This is a genomic window from Isoptericola sp. NPDC056605 (genome assembly GCF_042792795.1).
GTDB lineage: Bacteria > Actinomycetota > Actinomycetes > Actinomycetales > Cellulomonadaceae > Isoptericola.
The window spans coordinates 1-22444 of record NZ_JBHTVT010000024.1 but is presented as its reverse complement, the minus strand read 5'-3'; the positions used below and the strand labels follow the sequence as shown (position 1 = coordinate 22444).

The window sequence follows — 22444 nt, the reverse complement described above, 5'->3', positions numbered from 1 at the left end:
CGGACCGGCACGCACCTCCCCACCACCCGTACGACCGTCGACGAGGACCTCGCCATGCCCACAGACGACTGGACCCAGACCCTCACGGCCGGGCCGCTGCTCGCCATCGCCGCGGGAGCCGTCGCGCTCCTGCTCCTGCTCATCATCAAGGTGCGCCTGCACGCGTTCCTCGCGCTCGTGCTGGTCAGCGTGCTCACCGCGGTGGCGGCGGGCCTGCCGAGCGGCGGCATCCTGGACGTGCTGCTGGACGGCTTCGGCTCCACGCTGGCGTCGGTCGCCCTGCTCGTCGGGCTCGGCGCGATGCTGGGGCGGCTGATCGAGACCAGCGGCGGCGCCAAGGTGATGACCGACGTGCTCATCGCGCGGTTCGGAGAGAAGCGTGCCCCGCTCGCCCTCGGCGTGGCCTCGCTGATCTTCGGCTTCCCGATCTTCTTCGACGCCGGCCTCGTGGTGATGCTGCCGATCGTGTTCGCGGTGGCGCACCGCCTCGGCGGCTCGCTGCTCCTCTACGGCCTGCCCGTGGCCGGCGCGTTCTCGGTGATGCACGTCTTCGTGCCGCCGCACCCGGGCCCGGTCGCCGCGTCCGAGTTCCTCGGCGCGAACGTCGGCATGGTCCTGCTCCTCGGGCTGATCATCGCGATCCCCACCTGGTACGTCACGGCCTACCTCTTCGGCCGGTTCGCCGGCCGGCGCTTCGAGCTCCCCGTGCCCGCGATCCTCGGCCGTGCGGACGCGGTGCAGATCGCGAACCCGCCGCGCTTCGGCACGGTCGTCGGCATCCTCCTGCTCCCGCTCGTGCTGATCTTCGCCAACACCGGGCTGGAGACCGCGGTCTCCGCGGGCTGGGTCGCCGCCGAGAGCCCGGTCGTGACCTGGGCGGGCGTCGTGGGCTCCACGCCGGTCGCGCTGCTGGTCTCCGTCCTCGTGGCGGCCTGGGCGCTCGGTCGTCGCCGGGGCGTCGAGGGCACCGTGCTGGAGCAGACGCTCGACTCCGCGCTGGGGCCCGTCTGCTCCGTCATCCTCATCACCGGCGCCGGCGGCATGTTCGGCGGCGTGTTGCGGTCGTCCGGCATCGGTGACGCGCTCGCCGACGTCCTCGCCGACCTGGGGCTCCCCGTCATCGTCGCCGGGTTCGTCATCTCGGCCGTGCTGCGGGTCGCGCAGGGCTCCGCCACGGTGGCGCTCACGACGGCAGCCGGGCTCATCGCGCCGGCCGTCGCCGCCGGCGGGTTCAGCCAGCTCGCGACCGCCGCGATCGTCGTCGCCGTGGCGGCCGGCTCCGTGGTGCTCAGCCACGTCAACGACTCGGGGTTCTGGCTCGTGGGCCGGTTCTTCGACATGGACGTGAAGACCACGCTGCGCACGTGGACCGTCATGGAGACGGCGATCGGCGTCATGGGCTTCGGGATCGCCTGCGTGGCGTTCGCGCTGGCCTGAGGCGCGCGCGCCGCGGCCGGCGTCAGCCCGCCGTGACCGACGACGAGGGACGCAGGTGCTCGACCGCCTCCACGCACTGCCGGGCGATGGCGAGCTCCTCCATCGTCGGGATCACCATCACCAGCGTGGACGTCCAGTCGGGGGAGATGATGCGCTCCCCGCCGGTCCGCGCGGTGTTGCGGGCCGGGTCGACGGCGATGCCCATGCCCTCGAGCCCCTCGCAGACGGCGGCGCGGACGGCGGTGTCGTTCTCGCCCACCCCCGCGGTGAACGCGATGACGTCCACCCGCCCCAGCAGGGCGGCGTAGGCGCCCACGTACTTCTTCAGGCGGTGGACGTAGACGTCGAACGCGAGCGAGGCCGCCTCGTCGCCGTCGTCGATGAGACGCCGGAGCTCGCGGAAGTCGTTCACGCCCGACAGGCCCAGCATCCCCGAGCGCTTGTTGAGCAGCGTGTCGAGCTCGTCGATGCCCATCTCGGCGTTCCGCGCCAGGTGGAAGACGACGGCCGGGTCGATGTCGCCCGACCGCGTGCCCATGACCAGGCCCTCCAGCGGCGTCAGCCCCATGGAGGTGTCGATGGGGACGCCACCCGCCACCGCCGACGCGGACGCCCCGTTGCCCAGGTGCAGCACGATCGTGTGCAGGTCCTGAACGCGGCGGCCCAGCACCCGCGCCACCTTGCCCGCCACGTACTGGTGGCTGGTGCCGTGGAAGCCGTACCGGCGCACGTCGTACTCCTGCGCCACCTGGCGGTCGATCGCGTACGTGTACGCCTCGGCGGGCAGGGCGGAGAAGAACGCCGTGTCGAAGACGGCGACGTGCGGCACGTCGGACAGCAGCTCGCGCGCCACCCGGATGCCCTGCACGTTGGCCGGGTTGTGCAGCGGCGCGAGCGGCACCAGGGCGTCGATGCGCGCCACGACGTCGTCGTCCACCACGACCGGGCCCGAGAACTCCGCACCGCCGTGCACCACCCGGTGCCCGACGGCGTAGATGCCGGCGTCCGCCAGGCGCGGGCCGATCTCGTCGAACAGGCCGAGCGCGATCCGCAGCGCCTCCCCGTGGTCGGGCACCTCAAGCTCGCGGCGGGTCTTGTTGCCCGCGAACGTGTGCGTGACGATGCCGGACGGCTCGCCGATCCGCTCGATCGTGCCGGCGGCGATCGCCTCCCCGCCCACGGGGTTGACCAGTTGGTACTTGAGCGACGACGAGCCCGAGTTGAGCACCAGCACGGAGCCGTGCGCCCCGTACGCGCTGTACGGGGTGGGCCGCTCGGCCTCGGGGACGATGCTCATGCGGTGGCCTCCTGTGCCTGTGCCCCGAACGACTGGGCCTGGATCGCCGTGATGGCGACGGTGTTGACGATGTCCGCGACCAGCGCGCCGCGCGACAGGTCGTTGACCGGCTTGTTCAGGCCCTGCAGCACGGGGCCGACGGCGACGGCCCCGGCCGAGCGCTGCACGGCCTTGTAGGTGTTGTTGCCGGTGTTGAGGTCCGGGAAGACGAACACCGTCGCCTGCCCGGCCACCGCCGACTCCGGCAGCTTCGACTTCGCGACCGACGCGTCCACGGCGGCGTCGTACTGGATGGGGCCCTCCACCGACAGGTCGGGGCGGCGCTCGCGGACCAGCCCGGTCGCGGTGCGCACCTTGTCGACGTCCGCGCCCGAGCCGGACGTGCCCGTCGAGTAGGACAGCATCGCGACCTTCGGGTCGACGCCGAACTGCGCCGCCGTCGCGGACGACGAGATGGCGATGTCCGCGAGCTGCTCCGCGGTCGGGTCGGGGATCACGGCGCAGTCGCCGTACACCAGCACGCGGTCCTGCAGGCACATGAGGAACACCGACGACACCACGGAGACGCCCGGCTGCGTCTTGACGATCTCGAACGACGGCCGGATGGTGTGCGCCGTCGTGTGCGCGGCGCCCGACACCATGCCGTCCGCGAGGCCGAGGTGCACCATCATCGTGCCGAAGTACGACACGTCGGTGACGATCTCCTTGGCCCGCTCCACCGTCATGCCCTTGTGCGCCCGGAGCCTCGCGTACTCGGCGCTGAACCTCTCGACGTGCTCGGGGTCGGTGGGGGACAGGACGGTGGCGGCGGCGATGTCGAGGCCCAGCTCGGCCGCCCGGGCGCGGATCGACGTCTCGTCGCCCAGGATCACGAGGTCCGCGATCCCGCGGGCCAGCACGGTCGACGCGGCGCGCAGGATGCGGTCGTCGTCCCCTTCGGGCAGCACGACGCGGCGCCGGTCGCCGCGCGCCCGCTCGATGAGCTCGTACTCGAACATCAGCGGCGTGACGACGCGCGTGCGCGGCAGGTCGAGGCGGGCCAGCAGCTCCGCGCCGTCCACGTGCTGCTCGAACAGGGCGCGCGCGACGTCGATCTTGCGCGTCGAGGCGACCGTGACGTAGCCGTGCGTCTCCGCCGCGCGGCGGGCCGCCTGGAACGTGTCGAGCGCGGTCGCGACCACCGGCACGCGCGGCCCGAGCGCCGACAGCAGCTGCGCGATCGCGCCGCGCGGCACATACCCGCCGGTGAGCACGATGCCCGCCAGGGAGGGGAACGTGGCGGCGGAGTGCGCCGACAGCAGCCCGAGCAGCACGTCGGAGCGGTCGCCGGGGAGGATGACGACCGCGCCGTCGGAGAGGTGGTCGAGCACGTGCTCGAACGACATCGCCCCGACGATCACCTCCAGCGCCTCTCGGCCCAGCAGGTCGGCGTCGCCGAGCATGAGCCTGCCCTGCACCGCCTCGGTCAGGCGGCCGACCGTCGGCGCGTGCAGGAACGGCTCCTCGGGGATGGTCCACACCGGCAGGTCCGCGTCGCCGACCACCGCCGTGGTCGCCGCCGCGAGCACCGCCGGGGTGCACCGGTTCACGACGACGCCCACCGGCTGCGCGTGGTTCGCGCGCAGCTCGGACAGGCTGAGGCGTACCAGGGCGCGCACGTCCTCCGGCGAGCGCTCGCGGCCCGAGGCCACGAGCAGCACCGGGGCGCCCAGGTTGGCCGCCACGCGCGCGTTGAACGCCAGCTCCGTGGCGCCCGCGACGTCCGTGTAGTCCGTGCCGACCACGACGACGGCGTCGCACCGCTCCGCGACCGCGTGGTAGCGGTCGAGGATGCGGGCGAGCGCGGCCTCCGGGTCCGCGTGCACGTCGTCGTAGGTGACGCCGACCGCGTCCTCGTAGGACAGGTCCACGCCGTCGTGCGCGAGCAGCATCTCCAGCACGTGGTCGCGCGGGGCGTCGCCCCCCGCGTCCGACGCCGGCGGCGACGGCACGCGGGAGACGGCCCGGAACACCCCGACGCGGGAGACCTGTCGGACCAGGAGGTCCAGCACGCCCAGCGCGACCGTCGACTTGCCGGTCTCGCCCTCGGGGGAGGCGATGTAGATCGAGCGGGTCGAGCCGGTCACGCGGCGTCACCTGTCATTCGTGCGTCCCCTGTCATTCGTTGTCGCCGCCCGTCGCCGCCGCGGCGTCGTACTGGGGTCCGCCGTTCTCGGTGCCCGTCTCGCCGACGTCCGGCCACACCCAGTCGCGCACCTCGGGGATGTCCTCGCCGTGCTCGCGGGTGTACTGCCGGGCCGCGAGGCGGGCGTCGACCATCTCCTGCCGCAGGCCCGCGTACCGCGAGCGCAGGGCCGGCACCCGGTCGATGACGTCGACCACGAGGTGGTACCGGTCGATGTCGTTGAGCATCGCCATGTCGAAGGGCGTCGTCGTGGTGCCCTCCTCCTTGTACCCGCGCACGTGGATGTTGGCGTGGTTGGTGCGCCGGTACGTGAGGCGGTGGATGAGCCACGGGTAGCCGTGGTAGTTGAAGATCACCGGCTTGTCGGCGGTGAACAGCGTGTCGAAGTCCTTGTCGGACAGGCCGTGCGGGTGCTCCTTCTCGTCCTGCAGCCGCATGAGGTCGACGACGTTGACCACGCGGACCTTGAGGTCGGGGACGCGGTGGCGCAGGATGTCGGCCGCCGCGAGCACCTCGAGCGTGGGCACGTCGCCCGCCGCGCCGAGCACGACGTCCGGGTCCTCGCCCTCGACCTCGGTGCCCGCCCACTCCCAGATGCCCAGGCCGCGGGTGCAGTGCGCCACCGCCTGCTCCATCGTGAGGAACTGCGGCGCCGGCTGCTTGCCCGCGACGACGACGTTCACGTACTGGCGCGAGCGCAGGCAGTGGTCGTAGGTGCTCAGCAGGGTGTTCGCGTCCGGCGGCAGGTACACCCGGACGATCTCGGCCTTCTTGTTCACGACGTGGTCGATGAAGCCCGGGTCCTGGTGGCTGAAGCCGTTGTGGTCCTGGCGCCACACGTGGCTGGAGAGCAGGTAGTTGAGGCTCGCGATCGGCCGCCGCCACGGGATGTGGTTGGTGACCTTGAGCCACTTGGCGTGCTGGTTGAACATCGAGTCGACGATGTGGATGAAGGCCTCGTAGCTGGTGAACAGGCCGTGCCGCCCGGTGAGCAGGTAGCCCTCCAGCCAGCCCTGGCACTGGTGCTCGCTCAGCTGCTCCATCACCCGGCCGGCGCGGACCAGGTGCTCGTCGACCTCCGGCGAGAAGTACTCGGCGTTCCACTGCTTGCCGGTGACGTCGAACGTGGCCTGCAGGCGGTTGGACGCCGTCTCGTCCGGGCCGAAGATCCGGAAGTTGTCAGGGTTGCGGCGGATCACCTCGGTGAGGAACTGGCCCAGCACGCGCGGCGCCTCCACCGCGCCGGCACCCGGCGCGGAGACGTCGACGCCGAAGTCGCGGAAGTCGGGCAGCCGCAGGTCGCGCAGCAGCACGCCGCCGTTCGCGTGCGGGTTGGCGCTCATGCGCAGCTCGCCGGGCGGGGCCAGCTCGCGGATGTCGTCGAGGATGCGGCCGTCGTCGTCGAAGAGCTCCTCGGCCCGGTACGACTTGAGCCACGTCTCCAGCACCTGGAGGTGCTCGGGCGTGTCCCGGGCGCTCGCGAGCGGCACCTGGTGCGCCCGCCACGAGCCCACCGTCTTCTTGCCGTCGATGTACTCCGGGCCCGTCCAGCCCTTCGGCGTGCGGAACACGATCATCGGCCACGCCGGGCGCGCCATGTCCACACCCTCGACGGCGGCCTGCGCCTTGATCGCGGCGATCTCGTCGAGCACCTCGTCCAGCACCGCGGCGAAGCGGCGGTGGATCGACTCGTGCGACTCGTCGGTGCCGTCGGCCACCTCGAACCAGTGCGGCTTGTGCCCGTACCCGACCATGAGCGACTCGAGCTCGTCGCGGCCGATGCGGTCGAGGATCGTGGGGTTCGCGATCTTGTACCCGTTGAGGTGCAGGATCGGCAGCACGACGCCGTCCTGCGCGGGGTTGAGCAGCTTGTTCGAGTGCCAGCTCGTGGCGAGCGGGCCGGTCTCGGCCTCGCCGTCGCCCACGACCGCCGCCACCAGCAGGTCCGGGTTGTCGAACACCGCGCCGTAGGCGTGCGAGAGGGCGTAGCCCAGCTCGCCGCCCTCGTGGATGGAACCGGGCGTCTCCGGGGCGACGTGGCTCGGGATGCCGCCAGGGAACGAGAACTGGCGGAACAGGCGGCGCACGCCGTCGGTGTCCTCGGTGATGTCCGAGTAGAGCTCGGAGTACGTGCCGTCGAGGTACGTGCTCGCGACGAGGCCGGGGCCACCGTGGCCGGGGCCGGCGACGTAGACCGTGGACTGCTCGCGCTCCTTGATCGCCCGGTTGAGGTGGGCGTACAGGAAGTTCAGGCCCGGCGTCGTGCCCCAGTGGCCCAGCAGGCGCGGCTTGACGTGGTCGCGGGTGAGGGGCTCGCGCAGCAGCGGGTTGTCGAGCAGGTAGATCTGACCGACCGACAGGTAGTTCGCCGCCCGCCACCACCGGTCGATCCGTTCGATCGTCTCGGCCGTGAGCTCGGTACCGGCGCCCGCGCGCCATGGCGTGGGGCTGACGGTCGGGGTGGTCGTGGTGCTCATCACACGCTCCTGGGGCTCGGGGGAAGACCGGCGCCTTCATTCCACCGCACCCGGTGCCCGAATGCAGCACGACCGGCGAGGTCAGAGCGCGTGACGTCGATCTGGCGGGGTGTCAGATGATCCGGCGCACGGATTCCCGGGCCGGGCCCCGGGCCGATTACGGTGGTGCCGTGCCCAGCCCCCAGCCCGCCCGCAGGTCGTTCTGGGCGGTGGCCCTCCAGCCCCGCATGATCGGGATCCTGCTCCTCTTCCTGCTCGCCGCCGCCGTGTGCGGCCGGCTCGGCGTGTGGCAGCTCGACCGCGCCTACCAGCGCGCCGAGCTCGCCGCCCAGCAGGAGGCGGCCGAGCAGGCCTCGCACGGCCCGGAGGCGCTGGGCACCCTGCTCCCGCCGCAGACGTCGTTCCCCGGCGAGCTGGTCGGCACCGAGGCGTGGGTCACGGGGGAGTACGAGGCCGAGGGACAGATGCTCGTCGCCGGGCGCGCGCTGGACGGCCGCACCGGCTACCTGGTGCTCACCCCGCTGCGCGTCACCGACGACGGCACGGGCGGGTCCTCGTGGGCGGACCTGTCGGGGCCGCCGGTCCTGCCGGTCGTGCGGGGCTGGGTGGACTCGCCCACCCCGGACGCCGCGGCGCTCGACGTCCCGGACGGCGACGTGCGCGTCACCGGGTGGGTGCAGGCGTCGGAGTCCGTGCAGGAGGGCGGCGAGCCGCTGCCCGACGACCCGGACGGCCCGCCGCTCACCGACTCGATCTCCACCGGCGCGCTGGTGAACACCTGGGGCGGGCCGATCTACTCCGGCTACATGGTGCTCACGACGTCCGACCCCGCGCAGGCGACCGCCGCCGAGGGCGGTCCCGCGCCGCTGCCGCGGCCCGTGCTCGAGGGCAGCGACGGCGTCAACCTGCAGAACCTGTTCTACGCGCTGCAGTGGTGGGTGTTCGGGCTCTTCGCCGTGCTGCTGTGGGTCCGGCTCGTGCGCGACGAGGCGGCCGGGACGAGGCGCGGCAGCACGCACGACGACTCCGACGACCCGGTGGGCACCGGCATCGCGGGGCTGCCCGGCTAGACGACCCGGCAGGTCTCGCACGAGCCGGGCGGGCCTCCTGTGCCACGCTGACCGGATGACGGCCATCGACCTCAAGCGCGAGCCGCGGCTGCACTACCGCGCCACGACGACGCCGGCCCTGGTGACGCTGCCGCCCCGCCCCTTCCTCATGGTGGACGGCGAGGGCGACCCGAACACGGCACCGGCCTACCGCGAGGCGGTCGAGACGCTGTACCCGCTCGCGTACGCCCTGCGGGCGGCGGTCAAGGAGGCCACGGGCGACGCGTACACCGTCATGCCGCTCGAGGGCCTGTGGTGGGCCGACGACATGAGCCGGTTCAGCGTGGACGCCAAGGACGAGTGGCGCTGGACGCTGATGATCAGCCTCCCGGACGCCGTCGAGCACGTGGACGCGGCCGAGGTGACGTCCCGTGCCGTCGCGGCGAAGCAGCCCCCGGCGGGCGACCGCGTCCGCCTGGAGCGCTACGACGAGGGCGACGCCGCCCAGGTGCTGCACCGCGGCCCGTTCGCCACCGAGCCCGCGACCATCGAGCGGCTGCACGCGTTCGTCGAGGCCGAGGGGCGGGCGCTGGGCGGCCTGCACCACGAGATCTATCTGTCCGACCTGCGCCGCACGGCCCCCGAGAAGCTGCGCACGCTGATCCGCCAGCCCGTCGCGCCGAGGTAGTCCCTCGCGCCGCGAGGTAGCACCGATCCTGCCGAGGTAGTCCCCTGCTCCGTGCGGGAGGGAACGACCCCGGCAGGATCGGGACTGCCTCGGCGAGAGGCGGACTACCCCGCGCTCACTCGTGCTGCCAGCTGTGCCAGAGCCTGGCGTAGTCCCCGCCGGCGGCGACGAGGTCGTCGTGCGGGCCGATCTCGGTGATGCGGCCGCCGTCGACGACGGCGACGCGGTCGGCGTCGTGCGCGGTGTGCAGGCGGTGCGCGATGGCGACCACCGTGCGACCGGTGAGCACGGCGTTGAGCGACCGCTCCAGGTGGCGGGCGGCGCGCGGGTCGAGCAGCGACGTCGCCTCGTCGAGGACGAGCGTGTGCGGGTCGAGCAGCACCAGCCGCGCGAGCGCGACCTGCTGCGCCTGGGCCGGCGTGAGCGTGTGCCCGCCGGACCCGACGGCCGTCTCCAGCCCCTCCGGCAGGTCCGCGGCCCACGACGCGGCGTCGACCGCGCCGAGCGCGCCCCACAGCGCGTCGTCGGTGGCCGACGTGTCGGCCAGCCGCAGGTTCTCGGCCAGCGACCCGACGAACACGTGGTGCTCCTGGGTGACCAGCGCGACGTGGTGGCGCAGGTCCTCCAGCGGCAGCTCGACGAGCGGCACGTCGCCCACGGTGACCGACCCGCCGGTGGGCGGGTGGATGCCCGCGAGCATGCGGCCCAGCGTGGACTTGCCCGCGCCGGACGGCCCGACGACGGCCAGCCGTTCGCCCGGCGCGAGGTCGAGGTCGATGCCGTGCAGCACGTCGTGGCCCTCGCGGTACGCGTACCGCACGGACCGGGCCCGCACCTCCTCCGACGTCGGCACGGCGGTGCCGGCCGTGCGGTCCGGGCCGACCAGGCCGACGCCGACGACGCGTGCCAGCGCGACGGCCGCGACCTGCAGCTCGTCGAGCCAGAACACGAGGTCGAACACCGGGCCGCCCATCTGGTGGCCGTACATCGCGATGGTCGCGACGGTGCCCACCGTGGTGAGGTCCTGCGACACGAGCCAGCCGCCCCAGAGGATGACGACGATCGGCGCGATCGCGACCGCCGCGTCCAGGGCCGGGATGAGCCGCAGCCGCAGGCCCAGGGTGTACGACTCGGCGTCGAACGCCTCGCGCAGGTCGCGGTCGATGCGCCGGCGGATCCGGGCGCCGAGGTGCAGCGCGTCGGTGGTGCGGGCGCCCTCGACGGCCTCGGTGATGGAGCCGTTGATCGTCGCGTACGCGGCGGACTCGCGCAGGTAGCCCGGCGTCGCGCGCCGGAGGTACCAGCGCGTGGCTACGACGATCAGCGGGACGCCGGTGAGCAGCCCGACCGCCACGAGCGGGCTCGCGAGGAACGACGCGACCAGCGTGAGCACGATCGTCACGACGCACACGAGCACCCGCGGCACGCCGAACCGCACGGCGTGCTGCAGCTTGTTGACGTCGTTGGTGGTGCGCGCGACGAGGTCGCCGGTGCCCGCCTTCTCCACCGTGGACAGCGGCAGCCGCGTCACGGCGTCCATGAACTCCTCGCGCAGGTCCGCGAAGACGCGCTCGCCGAAGACCATGGACAGCCGCTGCGCGTACCGCGTGATCACGGCCTGCGCGACGACGGCGCCGAGGAGCACCAGCGCGAGGGTGTCGACCGCGGAGAGCGTGGTGCCGGCGGCGACCTCGTCGATGATCCGGCCCAGCAGGAACGGGCCCGCCAGGCCGGCCAGCGCGGCGAGGGTGTGCAGCACGGCGACGCCGCCGAGCTGGCCGCGGTGGCGCCGGAACAGGCGGCCCACCGTGCGGTTCACCTCGGCGCGGTCGGCGATGGGCAGCAGGTTCGGGTTCACGGTGCCGGCCCGGGGGGTCGCGGCGGCGGGGGCGCTCATCGCGCGGCTCCTTCCAGGTCGGTGCCGGTGATCTCGTCGGCGTCGGCGTCGTCGGCGGTGTCCTCCGCCATGCTGCGGCCGACGACGGCGCGGTACGCGGCGCCGTGGGCGTCGCGGCGGGCGAGCAGCTCGGCGTGCGTGCCGGACGCGGCGACCGTGGCGTCGTCGTCGAGCAGCACGACCTCGTCCAGGTGGTCGAGCACGAGCGGGCTGGCGGTGACGACGAGCGTCGTGCGGCCGCGGCGCACCTCGGCCACCCGCTCCGCGATCCGCGCCTCGGTGTGGGCGTCCACCGCGCTGGTGGGCTCCACGAGCACGAGGATCTCCGGCTCGGTGAGCAGGGCCCGCGCCAGGGCGACGCGCTGCCGCTGGCCGCCCGACAGGGAGCGGCCCTTCTCGGGCAGGTCGCCGGCGAGGCCGCCGGGCACGCTGTCGAGCACGTCGTGCGCGTCCGCGGTGACCATCGCGGCCAGGAGGTCGGCCTCGGTGGCGCGGCCGCGGGCGTCGAGCGCCTCGCCGAGCACGCCCGAGAACAGGTGCGGCGTCGCCTCGGAGACCACGACGCGGCGGCGCAGCACCTCCTTGTCGAGGTCGGCCAGCGGCACGCCGCCGAGCCGGACCGGCGTGCCGGCCTCGGCCTCGTCGTCGAGCCGCCCGAGCCGCGTCGCGACGCGCGCGGAGGCGTCCGGGTCGGCGCTGACCAGCCCGAGCACGCGGCCCTCGCGCAGCACGAGGCCGCTCGCCTCGTCGGCGAGGTCGGCGCCGGCGGCCGGCGCGTCCGTGGGCGTCGAGGTCGAGGGCGTCGCCTCGGTGACGCGCAGCACGTCGAGGATCTTGCGCGAGGAGATGACGGCGCGGATCACCATCTGCAGCATCTGCGTGGCCATCTGCACCGGCCACGCGAGGAAGGCCGCGTAGCCGTAGAACGTCACGAGCTGGCCGCTGGTGATCTCGCCGCGGACGGCGGCCCGGGCGCCGAGCCACAGCACCAGCGCGGCGAGCAGGCCGGGCAGCAGCACCTGCAGCCCGTCGAGCACCGACTGGAGCACCGCGACGCGCACGCCCTGGTGCCGCACCTCCTGCGACTGGCGCGCGTAGCGGGCCGCGAACTCGTCCTCGCCGCCGATGCCGCGCAGGATGCGCAGGCCCGAGACGGTGTCCGCACCGAGCGACGTGAGCCGTCCCGTGGCCTCGCGCTGCGTCGTCTGGCGCGACTGCAGCGGCTTGACCAGCAGGCCGAGCACGGCCGCCACCGCCGGGATGCCGAGCGCCAGCACCAGGCCGAGCTGGACGTGCTGGGAGAGCATGATCGCCACGACGACCACGTACGCGATCACGCCGCCCGTGAACCGGCCGGCCATGGAGAACATGTCGCCCACGCGCAAGGCGTCGTTGGCGACGGCGGAGACGACCTCGCCGGTGGGCAGCTTGCGCGTGATCGCGTGCCCGGCGCGCGAGGCCTTGTAGCCCACGAGCTGGGAGAACGACAGCGACGCCCGCACCCAGTTCTCGACGTCCCAGATGTGGTTGAAGATGCCCGCGACGACGATGACGGCGGCGGCGGCGAGCATCGCCCCGCACCAGGCGAACAGCGGGCCGTCGAAGCCCTGCGACAGCCCCTCGTCGATGGCACGACCGATGAGCAGCGGGGCCGCGGCGGACGCGAGCATCGCCACCACGCCCGCCACCAGGGACTTCGCGAGCACGTCGCGCTGGCGCCACCCCTGCCAGGCCAGGAGCCGGGCGGGGGACGTCAGGGGAGGGTTGCCCACGTCGGGCAGGGGGAGGGGTCGCACGAGGATCCAGCCTACGAACGGCCGCCGACACGGGGCCACGGATTAACCACGGAGTCCTCGGGTCCGACCGGCCCGGGTCCGCGCCTACGATGCTGGGGTGAGCACGCCGCAGCAGACCCCCGCCCCGCAGCCCTCGTCGTCGCCCGCCGGCGGCGCCAGCCAGGCCCAGGCCGAGGCCGCCATCCGCAAGGCTCGCGGAGCCCTCAAGCGCTACCGGTTCATGGCGATCCTCACCGGTGTGATGCTGCTGATCCTGTGCGTCGAGATGTTCTTCAAGTACGTGGTGCCGGTCGAGCTCGTCGTCGACTACATGGGCTGGGTGCCGTTCGCGCACGGCTGGATCTACGTGGTCTACCTCGTCACGGTGCTCGACCTGTGGTCGAAGATGCGCTGGGGCTTCGGGCGACTCGCCACGATGGTGTTCGCGGGCGTCGTGCCGGTGATGTCGTTCATCCTCGAGAAGCGCGTGCACGCCGACGCCGACGCGAAGCTCGGTGCGCTCGAGGAGCGGTACGCGGCATGACGTCGCTCGCCCCGTCTCCGTCGTTGGCACCCCTGGTCGCGCCCGGCCCGGAGCTGGACGCCGCGCACCTCGCCCGGTACGCCCGGCACCTGCCGCTGCCGGGCGTCGGCCCGGAGGGGCAGCGCCGGCTGGCCGCCGCGCGGGTGCTCGTCGTCGGGGCGGGCGGCCTGGGCAGCCCGGCCCTCCAGTACCTCGCGGCCGCCGGGGTGGGCACCCTCGGCGTCGTGGACGACGACGTCGTGGACGTCTCCAACCTGCAGCGCCAGGTGGTGCACGGCACGGCCGACGTCGGCCGGCCCAAGGTGGAGTCGGCGCGCGACCGGATCGCCGACCTCGCGCCCGACGTCGAGGTGGTGGCCCACCCCGTGCGGCTCACCCCCGAGAACGTGCTCGAGATCGTCGGCGGGTACGACGTCGTGCTCGACGGCGCGGACAACTTCCCGACCCGCTACCTCGTGTCCGACGCGGCCGAGATCCTCGGTGTGCCCGTCGTGTGGGGCGCCATCCACCAGTTCGACGGCCAGGTCGCCGTCTTCTGGGGCGCGCCGGTGCTGGCCGACGGCACCGGTGAGGAGACCAGGACGCGCGGCGTCACCTACCGCGACGTCTTCCCCGTGCCCCCGCCGCCCGGCACCGTGCCCGACTGCGCCACCGGCGGCGTGCTCGGCGCGCTGTGCGGCACGGTCGGGTCGGTCATGGCCACCGAGGCGGTCAAGCTGATCACCGGTGCGGGCACCACGCTGCTCGGCCGCATCGCCGTCTACGACGCCCTCGAGCTCTCGTGGCGCCAGCTCGCCGTCCGCCCGGACCCGACCCGCGAGCCCGTCGCGGAGCTGCTCGCCGACGACGCCGCGTACGCCGCGTTCTGCGGCCTGCCCGCACCCGTGGGCGGGTCCGCCGACGCCGCGGGCTCCGGACTCGGCCCCGCCAGCATGAGCGCCGTCGACGCCGCCGCGCTCCTCGCGGGCGGCTCGCCCGTCGCGCTCGTCGACGTCCGCGAGGGCTGGGAGGTCCAGGCGCTCCCCGTCGCGGGCGCGACCGTGTCGCCGAGCGGCGCGTTCCTGGGCGGGGGAGACGCCGCCGCGTCCGCGGTCGCGGCGCTGCCCACCGACCGCCCGGTGCTCCTGGTCTGCGCCGCGGGCGCCCGCTCCGCCCGCGTGGCCGACGTCGCGCGCGCCGCCGGCGTCGATGCCCGCTCCGTCGAGGGCGGCGCCCCCGCGCTGCTCCTCGCCGTCTGACGCGAGGGAGCACGGGTCGTGCCGAGGTAGTCCGAGACTCCGCGAGGTAGTGGACCGGACCACTACCTCGGCACGGATCGGACTACCTCGGCACGGATCGGACTACCTCGGCAGGTTTCGGACTACCTCGGCAGCGTGGAGCACCGCGTCAGAGGGCGAGGTCGAGTCGACCGTCCGGGGAGGAGCTGGCCAGCGCGCCCTCACGGCGCGGGATGCGGCCGGCGCCGGCGGCGAGGCACCCGGACTCGACGGCGAGGCGCATGGCGTGCGCCATGCGGACCGGGTCGGCGGCGCGCGTGACGGCGGTCGCGAGGAGCACGCCGTCGCAGCCGAGCTCCATCGCGAGGGCGGCGTCGGACGCGGTGCCCACCCCGGCGTCGAGGATGACGGGCACGCGCGCGGCGGACGCGATCGCCTCGATGTTGCGGGGGTTGAGCACGCCCAGGCCCGTGCCGATGGGGGCGCCGAGCGGCATGACGGCCGCGCACCCGACGTCCTCGAGACGCCGCGCGAGGATCGGGTCGTCGTTCGTGTACGGCAGCACGACGAACCCGTCGCGCACCAGCCGGTCGGCGGCCTCGACGAGGCCGAGCGGGTCGGGGAGCAGGGTGACGTCGTCCGCGATCACCTCGAGCTTGACCCAGTCGGTGCCGCAGGCCTCGCGGGCGAGCTGCGCCGTGAGCACGGCCTCGGCGACCGAGAAGCAGCCGGCCGTGTTCGGCAGGGCGCGGATGCCCAGCCGCTCCAGCAGGCCCCAGATGCCGCCGTCCTCGGCGCCCGCGCCTCCCGGCCGTACCGCGACGCGGCGCATCGCCACGGTCGTGAGCCCGGTGCCCGACGCGACCAGCGCGTCCTCCAGCGTCATGAGGTTCGACGCCCCGCCCGTGCCCATGACGAGGCGCGAGCCGACCTCCGTGCCGGCGACCACGAGCGGATCGACGAGCGGGTGCGCGAGCGGGCGGGACGTGGTCTCGGCGTGCGTGCTGGTCATGCTTCCTCCGTGCTTCGTGGTCAGCCGCCCTGGACGGCGGTGACGATCTCGACCCGGTCGCCTGGCGCGATCCGGGTGCCGGCCCACAGGCCGCGGGGGACGACGGCGTCGTTCACGGCGACGGCGATGCCCTGCACCGAGCCGTCGGCGACGAACGCGGGGACGAGGGTCGCGACGACGGCCTCGACGCCGTCGCCGTGCGGTCCGTCGAGCGGGTAGGTCTCGCCGTTCACGACGGCGGTTGCGGAGGTGGACGGCGTGCTCACGGGAGGGCTCCTTCGGGGGTTGCGGGCGCGAAGCGTCGCGGGTCGGCGGCGGTGAGGGTGTCGAGCGCGTCGTCGGGCGGCGGTGTGCCGGTCAGCGCGGCGAGCACCGCGTCGGCGGTGAGTGGCGCGAGCAGCACCCCGTTGCGTCCGTGCCCGACGGCGGCCAGCAGTCCGGGCACGGCGGTGGCGCCGACCAGCGGCAGGTTGTCGGGGGTGGCCGGGCGGGCGCGCGGCGTGACGTCGACCAGCGCGGCCTCGTCGATCCCGGGCACGAGGGCGCGGGCGTCGCGCAGCAGCGCGAACACGCCGCCCGCCTCGGCGCGGCGGTCGTCCGGCCGCTCCTCGCTGGTGGCGCCGACGACGATCTCCCGGTGCCCGGGCCCGCTGCCCGGGCCGGCGCCGGTGCCCGGGCCCCGCGGCACGAGGTACACCGGCCGGCCCTGCACCGTGCCGCGCACCACGTGCTCGAGGGCGAGCCCCGGCCCGGCGTCCAGGCGCAGCGTCACGCCCTTGACGGGCCGCACCGGCACGCGCACCTCCGGCACGCCGTCGAGCAGCCCCGCGGGAGGGACAGCGCCGGCCGCGAGGACCACGGCCCCGGCGGCGTGCCGCACCCCGGCGGCGTCGTGCGCCGCGACCACCCGGCCCGCGGCGTCCCGCTCCAGGCGCACGGCGGCGCGGCGGACGACCGTGCCGCCCGGCGCGCGGGTCAGCGCCTCGAGGAGTGCCGCGTGCGTGCCCCGCGGGTCGACGGCCAGGTCGCCCTCGACGCGGGCCGCCCCGGCGAGCCGCGGCCCGAGGTACGGCTCGCGGCGCCGGGCGTCGGCCACGGAGACCTCCGCGGACGCGAGGCTCCACTCCCGGTGCAGCGCCAGCACGCGACGCAGGAGGGCGAGGTCGTCGGCGTCGTACGCGACGGCGAGCGACCCGGCACGCAGCAGCGGGACGTCGCGACCGGTCGCGGCGGCGAGGTCGGCGGCGAACGCGGGCCAGCGGGCGGCCGACGCGAGGTTGAGGCGCGCGAGGTCCCGCTCGCCGAAGTCCGCCTCGCCGACGGCCGCGAGCATCCCCGCGGCCGCGCGGGTGGCGCCGTCGCCGGGCGACGGGTCGAGCACCGTGACGGCGAGGCCGGCGTCCGCGGCCCGCCAGGCCACCGCGAGACCGACGATCCCGCCGCCGACGACGACGACGTCGGAGGGGGTGGCGGACGGGCCGGTGGACGTGGGCATGTGCGCTCCCTTCGCTGGCATGACCCAGATCAGGTTCGACGGTCGGCTCCTACGCCCTCTCAGCCCCGAGCGGGGCTCCCGTGCGCGGCCACTGTAACCCGGGCCGTGGTTACCCTGGCCGGCGTGACCACGACCCGCGCCCGGCTCGCCGACGCCCGCCTGTACCTGTGCACCGACGCCCGCGAGGACCGGGGCGACCTCGAGGACTTCCTGCACGCGGCGCTCGCGGGCGGCGTGGACGTCGTGCAGCTGCGGGACAAGACGCTCGACGTCGCGCGCGAGCTCGAGCTGCAGGCCGTGGTGGCCCGCGTCGCCGCGGAGCACGGCGCGCTCTGGGCGGTGAACGACCGGGCCGACGTCGCCGGGCTGACCGGCGCTCCCGTCGTGCACATGGGGCAGCGCGACCTGCCCGTGCCGGCGGTCCGGTCGCTGCTCGGCCCGGGCCCGGTGCTGGGTCGCTCCACCCACTCCGCCGCGCAGGCGGCCGAGGCCGAGGCCGACCCGGACGTCGACTACTTCTGCGTCGGCCCGCTGTGGGCCACGCCCACCAAGCCCGGCCGTGCGGCCGTGGGTCTCGGCCTGTTGCGCGAGGTCGCCGCGACTCGCCCGACGACACCGTGGTTCGCCATCGGCGGCGTCGACGCCGAGCGGCTGGACGCCGTGCTCGACGCCGGTGCGTCGCGCGTCGTCGTCGTGCGCGCGATCACGCAGGCGCCCGACCCCGGGCGCGCCGCGCGCGAGCTGCGGGAGCGGTTGGCCTGACCGCCGACGGCCGGCGCGCCGCCGCGGTGTCGAGGTGACCTACCCCACCGCGTGACCCGTGGGACGGGCCCGGGAGCGGTACCGTCCGGCGGCTACGATGGCTCGGTGACGTCTCCCGCCACCGACACCCCCACCACCGCCGACCTGGCGCCCACGCCGCGACCGGTCCTCGTCGTCGACTTCGGCGCGCAGTACGCGCAGCTCATCGCGCGCCGCGTGCGCGAGGCCCGCGTCTACTCCGAGATCGTGCCCCACACGTTCACCACCGAGCAGATGCTCGCCAAGAACCCGGCGGCGATCATCCTCTCGGGCGGGCCGTCGTCGGTGTACGCCACGGGCGCCCCGTTCGTGGACCCGGCGCTGTTCGAGGCCGGCGTGCCGGTGCTCGGCATCTGCTACGGCTTCCAGGCGATGGCGCAGGCGCTGGGCGGCACCGTCGCGCAGACGGGGCAGAGGGAGTACGGCGGCACCGAGGTCGAGGTGTGCGAGGCGGGCGTGCTGCTGGCGGGCTCCCCCGACCACCAGACCACCTGGATGAGCCACGGCGACTCCGTGCACGCCGCGCCGGAGGGCTTCCAGGTGCTCGCGACGTCGTCCGGCTCGCCGGTCGCCGCGTTCGAGGACACCGGCCGTCGCCTGTACGGCGTGCAGTGGCACCCCGAGGTGAAGCACTCGGCGCACGGCCAGGCCGTGCTGGAGAAGTTCCTCTACGAGGGCGCGGGGCTCGCGCCCGACTGGACGCCGGGCAACGTCATCGCCGACCAGGTCGCCGCGATCCGCGCGCAGATCGGCGACGCCCGCGTCATCTGCGCCCTGTCCGGCGGCGTGGACTCCGCCGTCGCCGCCGCGCTGGTGCAGCGCGCCGTCGGCGACCAGCTCACCTGCGTGCACGTGGACCACGGCCTGCTGCGCGAGGGCGAGGTCGAGCAGATCGAGCGCGACTTCGTCGCCTCCACGGGCGTGAACCTCATCATCCGCGACGAGAAGGAGCGGTTCCTGACCGCCCTCGCCGGCGTGAGCGACCCGGAGACGAAGCGCAAGATCATCGGCCGCGAGTTCATCCGCGTCTTCGAGGACGCCCAGCGCGACATCGTCGCCGAGGCGGGCGCCCACGGCGAGGAGGTCAAGTTCCTCGTGCAGGGGACGCTGTACCCGGACGTCGTCGAGTCCGGCGGCGGCGAGGGCGCGGCCAACATCAAGAGCCACCACAACGTGGGCGGCCTGCCCGACGACCTGCAGTTCGAGCTGGTCGAGCCGCTGCGCACCCTGTTCAAGGACGAGGTCCGCGCGGTGGGCCGCGAGCTCGGCGTGCCCGAGGAGATCGTCTCCCGCCAGCCGTTCCCCGGCCCGGGCCTCGGCATCCGCATCGTCGGCGAGGTCACGGCCGAGCGCCTCGAGACGCTGCGCAAGGCGGACGCCATCGCGCGCGCCGAGCTCACCAGGGCGGGCCTGGACGACGAGATCTGGCAGTGCCCCGTCGTGCTGCTGGCCGACGTCCGTTCCGTCGGCGTGCAGGGCGACGGCCGCACCTACGGCCACCCGATCGTGCTGCGGCCCGTGTCCTCCGAGGACGCCATGACCGCCGACTGGACGCGCCTGCCCTACGACGTGCTGTCCGTCATCTCCACTCGCATCACCAACGAGGTGAGCGAGGTCAACCGCGTGGTGCTCGACGTGACGAGCAAGCCGCCGGGCACCATCGAGTGGGAGTGAGGGTGGACGGCGTGGCCGGCGGGAGCCGGGACGTCGTTCGCTCGAATGATTCGCTCGTGCCTCGCTCGGCTCTCGCGAACGACGTCCCGGCTCCCGCCGGCCACGCTGCCAGGTGGGCTGTCAGGAGATCCTGAACGAGTTGGCCTTGTCGTTGAAGCCGCTGAGCAGGGCCGACTTGTCGATCCAGCCGGTGCTGGCGCCGGTCTTGCCGTTGCCGTTGTAGAGCTTCACGTCGCAGCTGTTGTAGGTCTTGACGGAGCTGATCCGGTTGGACAGCGCGGTGCCGAGGTTGGCGCCGCCCTCGTTGTCCCCGGTGCCCGACGTGCAGCCGACCTTGTACTTCGGGTTGAACACGACGACCTGGAAGCCGCCGTAGTTCTTGTTCTGGTACAGCCGTGCGACGACCAGCCCGGTCCCCGGCTTCGCGTTCTTGCAGCCGAAGGTGCCGTCGAGGACGGCACAGTAGTCGGTCGTGCTGGCGGCCTTGGCCGAGATCTTCAGGTCCTCGACCATGACCGGTGCGTCGCTTTCCACGCGCTGCACCTGGACCGGCGCCGGGTCGTCCGCAGGTGCGGCCGTCGCGGTGGGACCCGCGACCCCCAGTGCGGTGATCGCGGCGAGCCCGCCGACGACGGCGGCGAGCCGGGCGCGGACGGTGCGTCGTTGCGTCGTGATGGTCATCTTCGCTCCTCACGTCTGCCGGCGATCCCCTCGTCGCCGGTCACGGTGTGGGGGGAGCGCGCAGCGGGCGCCCTTGATACGCCCGAGCAACGACTCGCCCGTGACCTGCGGTGACGCCGCCCCGGTCAACCGACGAGCGATGCGGCACGCGCGTAGGCGCGGTCGACGTCGGCGAGCACGCGGGGCCACGACGTCGCGAGCTCGGCGGAGCGGTTGTGGGCGATGATCGCGTCGAGCAGGGCGGGGTCGTCGGCGAAACGGACGAGAGCGTCGGCCATCGCGGCGTCGTCGTCCACGAGGAGGGCGTCCCGGCCGTCGACCAGGCGCTCCGCGACCCCCGACTGCGACCGGCTGACGACGGCGAGGCCCGCGGCCTGGGCCTCGAGCGCCGCGATGCCGAACGCATCCTGCACGGCCGGGGCCACGAAGACGTCGGCGCGCACGTACAGGCGCTTGAGCTCGGTCGGGGTGAGGCGGCCGACGAGCCGCACCGTGTCGGCCAGGCCGTGCTCGCGCACCCAGCGACGGGCCTCGGACAGCTGCGGTCCGTCGCCGCCGATCGTCGCGACCAGGCGCCCCGGAGCCCTCTCCACGGCCGCGGCGATCGCCTCGAGCATCGGCAGCACCCGCTTGCGGGGCGCGAACCGCGTGGCGGACACGACGTGCACCTCGCGGCCCTCGGCACGCTCGCCCCGCTCGACGCGGGGCAGCCGCCAGGCGTCGACGTCGATGCCGTTGCCCAGCACGGACACGCGCTCCGCGGCGGCGCCGGGGCCCAGCCGTCGCCCGACCACGCGCCGCAGCGGGTCCGCCGTCAGCCCGCTCACCGCCGACCACTGCACCGGCCAGGCCGACCACCGGGTCACGCGGTCGAGCGCGGCGAACGCCCGCTCCCAGCCGCCCCACACGCTGTGCACCGTGAGCAGGGCGGGCAGCCCGAGCCGCGTCACGGGCCGGAGCGCCAGCTCGACCGTGGGGGCCAGGACGCCCATGTGCAGGTGCACGGCGTCCGGGCGGCGGCCGTCGGCCTCGAGCGCCTTCAGCCGCGCGCGCACGTGCGCCGTCGAGCGCGGGTGGACGGGGTAGCCGCCCGGCACGCGGGCCGCGACGCGGTGCACGACGACCCCGTCGCCGTCGGGCCGGGTGCTGATGCCGTGCTCGCCGGGCGCGCCCGGCGTCGTGGTGATGACCTCGACGTCGTGCCCGGCCTCCGACTGCCGGCGCGCGAGCCGGGCCACCTGGGTCTCGATGCCGCCGAGCAGCGGGAGGTAGGAGTCGGAGACGTGGACGATGCGCACCGGGACATCCTGCCACCGCCCCCGGCGCGACCACCTGCGGGTTCACCGAGCCGGAGACGGTCGGGAGCGCTACCGTGCGAGGAGCGAGACCTCCAGCCATGCATCACGGCACACACCTGAGGAGAGGTGCGACATGTCGAGCACGGTCACCGTTCATCCGACCAAGGGCGTCCGCGGGATCGGCCTGGTCACCATCATCGCCGGCATCGTCATGATCGTCGCCGGCCTGGGCGTGTGGGTCGTCGTGTCCCAGACGCTCGCCGACGAGCAGATCACCGTCTCGGACGACGCGGCCATGTTCGCCGGTCAGAAGGTCTCCGGGCCGTTCACCGCCTACGCGCAGGCCGAGGTGATCAACAAGCACGCGCTCGAGGCGTCCGGCGGGCAGACGTACGCCGAGCTCGCCCAGGACGACCCGACGCGGGACACGGTGATGAACGCGTCGTTCCTGCGCGCGTCGCTGTTCACGTCCGTGGTGGCGTTCGGCGTCTGCGCCCTCGTCATCGGCCTGGGCATCGTGTTCATCCTGCTCGGGAGCGCGCTACGCAAGCTCGCGGGCGGGCCGCAGGTGGTGATCGACTCGCCCTCGCTGACGTCCGAGGGCGGCCTGTCGCACGCCGCGCACCGCGCCGACCCCGGGGAGCCGGAGCGGCCGAGCGCCCCGACGACGCCCGCGCCGCCGCCCGAGCGGCCGAGCACGCGCACGGCTCCCGAGGCGCCCTCCGCCGGGACGTCGACAACCCCGTCGACACCTCCCTCGACACCTCCGTCGACCTCGCCGCCCGCGTCTCCCTCGACGCGGCCCGAGAACCCGCCGGCGACACCGCCTGCCGGGGGCAGCGGGTCGCCGTCGGCCTGAGGTCCGACCAGCACGACGACCAGCACGACGACGCGGCGGTGACCCCTCGGGTCACCGC

Annotated in this window: 18 protein-coding genes and 1 riboswitch; of the genes, 8 read left to right on the top strand and 10 right to left on the bottom strand. The window is 74.2% G+C overall.

Annotation, left to right across the window (positions count from 1 at the left end; translation table 11 throughout):
* The first annotated feature begins 54 nt into the window (after positions 1-54).
* On the top strand, positions 55-1437 hold the full coding sequence (locus ACFQ8Y_RS19345; RefSeq protein WP_430550432.1) for a GntP family permease: 1383 nt from the start codon (positions 55-57) through the stop codon (positions 1435-1437).
* A 22-nt stretch (positions 1438-1459) separates the two neighbouring features.
* Here ACFQ8Y_RS19345 and ACFQ8Y_RS19340 read toward each other — a convergent pair whose 3' ends face one another.
* From ACFQ8Y_RS19340 to ACFQ8Y_RS19330, 3 genes are read right to left on the bottom strand one after another with little or no spacing between them, the layout of a single operon-like run.
* Positions 1460-2734: an acetate/propionate family kinase gene (locus tag ACFQ8Y_RS19340; protein WP_430586475.1), complete on the bottom strand. Its 1275-nt coding sequence runs from the start codon at positions 2732-2734 to the stop codon at positions 1460-1462.
* The gene (pta, locus tag ACFQ8Y_RS19335; RefSeq protein WP_430550430.1) at positions 2731-4860 is read right to left on the bottom strand and encodes a phosphate acetyltransferase; all 2130 of its coding nucleotides are present in this window, start codon (positions 4858-4860) and stop codon (positions 2731-2733) included. The genes ACFQ8Y_RS19340 and pta overlap by 4 nt, the downstream gene beginning before the upstream one ends.
* 31 nt (positions 4861-4891) lie before the next feature.
* A complete protein-coding gene (locus ACFQ8Y_RS19330; RefSeq protein ID WP_430550429.1) occupies positions 4892-7396 on the bottom strand; it encodes a phosphoketolase in 2505 nt (834 codons plus the stop codon).
* 170 nt (positions 7397-7566) lie between these two features.
* Between ACFQ8Y_RS19330 and ACFQ8Y_RS19325 the strand changes: the two genes are divergently transcribed.
* Together ACFQ8Y_RS19325 and ACFQ8Y_RS19320 are read left to right on the top strand one after the other, a co-directional pair.
* Positions 7567-8466, top strand: a complete 900-nt coding sequence (locus tag ACFQ8Y_RS19325) for an SURF1 family protein (RefSeq protein ID WP_430550428.1) — start codon at positions 7567-7569, stop codon at positions 8464-8466.
* Positions 8467-8521: 55 nt separating this feature from the next.
* The gene (locus ACFQ8Y_RS19320; RefSeq protein WP_430550427.1) at positions 8522-9133 is read left to right on the top strand and encodes a GyrI-like domain-containing protein; all 612 of its coding nucleotides are present in this window, start codon (positions 8522-8524) and stop codon (positions 9131-9133) included.
* 115 nt (positions 9134-9248) lie between these two features.
* Here the strand turns inward: ACFQ8Y_RS19320 and ACFQ8Y_RS19315 are convergent, their stop codons facing one another.
* Positions 9249-11030, bottom strand: a complete 1782-nt coding sequence (locus tag ACFQ8Y_RS19315; RefSeq protein WP_430586474.1) for an ABC transporter ATP-binding protein — start codon at positions 11028-11030, stop codon at positions 9249-9251.
* Positions 11027-12826 carry an ABC transporter ATP-binding protein gene (locus ACFQ8Y_RS19310; protein ID WP_430586473.1) on the bottom strand — a complete coding sequence of 600 codons (1800 nt, stop codon included), beginning with the start codon at positions 12824-12826 and terminating at the stop codon, positions 11027-11029. The genes ACFQ8Y_RS19315 and ACFQ8Y_RS19310 overlap by 4 nt, the downstream gene beginning before the upstream one ends.
* 97 nt (positions 12827-12923) lie before the next feature.
* On the opposite strand from ACFQ8Y_RS19310, the gene ACFQ8Y_RS19305 reads away from it, so the two are divergent.
* Complete coding sequence (locus ACFQ8Y_RS19305) at positions 12924-13349, top strand: DUF3817 domain-containing protein (RefSeq protein ID WP_430550424.1); 426 nt, start codon at positions 12924-12926, stop codon at positions 13347-13349.
* Positions 13346-14587: a ThiF family adenylyltransferase gene (locus ACFQ8Y_RS19300; protein WP_430586472.1), complete on the top strand. Its 1242-nt coding sequence runs from the start codon at positions 13346-13348 to the stop codon at positions 14585-14587. Before ACFQ8Y_RS19305 ends, ACFQ8Y_RS19300 begins: the two co-directional genes overlap by 4 nt.
* A 148-nt stretch (positions 14588-14735) precedes the next feature.
* Here ACFQ8Y_RS19300 and ACFQ8Y_RS19295 read toward each other — a convergent pair whose 3' ends face one another.
* From ACFQ8Y_RS19295 to thiO, 3 genes are all read right to left on the bottom strand, one after another.
* The gene (locus tag ACFQ8Y_RS19295; RefSeq protein WP_430586471.1) at positions 14736-15578 is read right to left on the bottom strand and encodes a thiazole synthase; all 843 of its coding nucleotides are present in this window, start codon (positions 15576-15578) and stop codon (positions 14736-14738) included.
* A 20-nt stretch (positions 15579-15598) separates the two neighbouring features.
* Entirely contained in the window at positions 15599-15844 is a 246-nt protein-coding gene (gene thiS, locus ACFQ8Y_RS19290; RefSeq protein WP_430550421.1) for a sulfur carrier protein ThiS, read from the bottom strand.
* Positions 15841-17073, bottom strand: coding sequence for a glycine oxidase ThiO (thiO, locus tag ACFQ8Y_RS19285; RefSeq protein WP_430586470.1), 1233 nt, complete (start codon positions 17071-17073; stop codon positions 15841-15843). Before thiO ends, thiS begins: the two co-directional genes overlap by 4 nt.
* A riboswitch (TPP riboswitch) is annotated at positions 17063-17165 on the bottom strand. (Overlaps the previous gene by 11 nt.)
* Before the next feature lie 31 nt (positions 17166-17196).
* Between thiO and thiE the strand changes: the two genes are divergently transcribed.
* Positions 17197-17835, top strand: a complete 639-nt coding sequence (gene thiE / locus ACFQ8Y_RS19280; protein ID WP_430586469.1) for a thiamine phosphate synthase — start codon at positions 17197-17199, stop codon at positions 17833-17835.
* 105 nt (positions 17836-17940) lie between these two features.
* Complete coding sequence (guaA, locus tag ACFQ8Y_RS19275) at positions 17941-19548, top strand: glutamine-hydrolyzing GMP synthase (RefSeq protein ID WP_430586468.1); 1608 nt, start codon at positions 17941-17943, stop codon at positions 19546-19548.
* A gap of 120 nt (positions 19549-19668) precedes the next feature.
* Here the strand turns inward: guaA and ACFQ8Y_RS19270 are convergent, their stop codons facing one another.
* A complete protein-coding gene (locus ACFQ8Y_RS19270; RefSeq protein WP_430586467.1) occupies positions 19669-20229 on the bottom strand; it encodes a hypothetical protein in 561 nt (186 codons plus the stop codon).
* A gap of 125 nt (positions 20230-20354) precedes the next feature.
* Positions 20355-21527, bottom strand: coding sequence for a glycosyltransferase family 4 protein (locus ACFQ8Y_RS19265; RefSeq protein WP_430586466.1), 1173 nt, complete (start codon positions 21525-21527; stop codon positions 20355-20357).
* A 133-nt stretch (positions 21528-21660) separates the two neighbouring features.
* On the opposite strand from ACFQ8Y_RS19265, the gene ACFQ8Y_RS19260 reads away from it, so the two are divergent.
* Complete coding sequence (locus ACFQ8Y_RS19260) at positions 21661-22386, top strand: hypothetical protein (protein WP_430586465.1); 726 nt, start codon at positions 21661-21663, stop codon at positions 22384-22386.
* Positions 22387-22444: the final 58 nt, after the last annotated feature.

Coding starts and splice junctions, on each gene's coding strand:
- ACFQ8Y_RS19295 (WP_430586471.1), bottom strand. CDS start 15,578: ATGACCAGCACGCACGCCGAGACCACGTCCCGCCCGCTCGCGCACCCG.
- ACFQ8Y_RS19270 (WP_430586467.1), bottom strand. CDS start 20,229: ATGACCATCACGACGCAACGACGCACCGTCCGCGCCCGGCTCGCCGCC.
- ACFQ8Y_RS19330 (WP_430550429.1), bottom strand. CDS start 7,396: ATGAGCACCACGACCACCCCGACCGTCAGCCCCACGCCATGGCGCGCG.
- ACFQ8Y_RS19345 (WP_430550432.1), top strand. CDS start 55: ATGCCCACAGACGACTGGACCCAGACCCTCACGGCCGGGCCGCTGCTC.
- ACFQ8Y_RS19300 (WP_430586472.1), top strand. CDS start 13,346: ATGACGTCGCTCGCCCCGTCTCCGTCGTTGGCACCCCTGGTCGCGCCC.
- thiO (WP_430586470.1), bottom strand. CDS start 17,073: ATGCCCACGTCCACCGGCCCGTCCGCCACCCCCTCCGACGTCGTCGTC.
- ACFQ8Y_RS19260 (WP_430586465.1), top strand. CDS start 21,661: ATGTCGAGCACGGTCACCGTTCATCCGACCAAGGGCGTCCGCGGGATC.
- ACFQ8Y_RS19340 (WP_430586475.1), bottom strand. CDS start 2,734: ATGAGCATCGTCCCCGAGGCCGAGCGGCCCACCCCGTACAGCGCGTAC.
- ACFQ8Y_RS19320 (WP_430550427.1), top strand. CDS start 8,522: ATGACGGCCATCGACCTCAAGCGCGAGCCGCGGCTGCACTACCGCGCC.
- ACFQ8Y_RS19315 (WP_430586474.1), bottom strand. CDS start 11,030: ATGAGCGCCCCCGCCGCCGCGACCCCCCGGGCCGGCACCGTGAACCCG.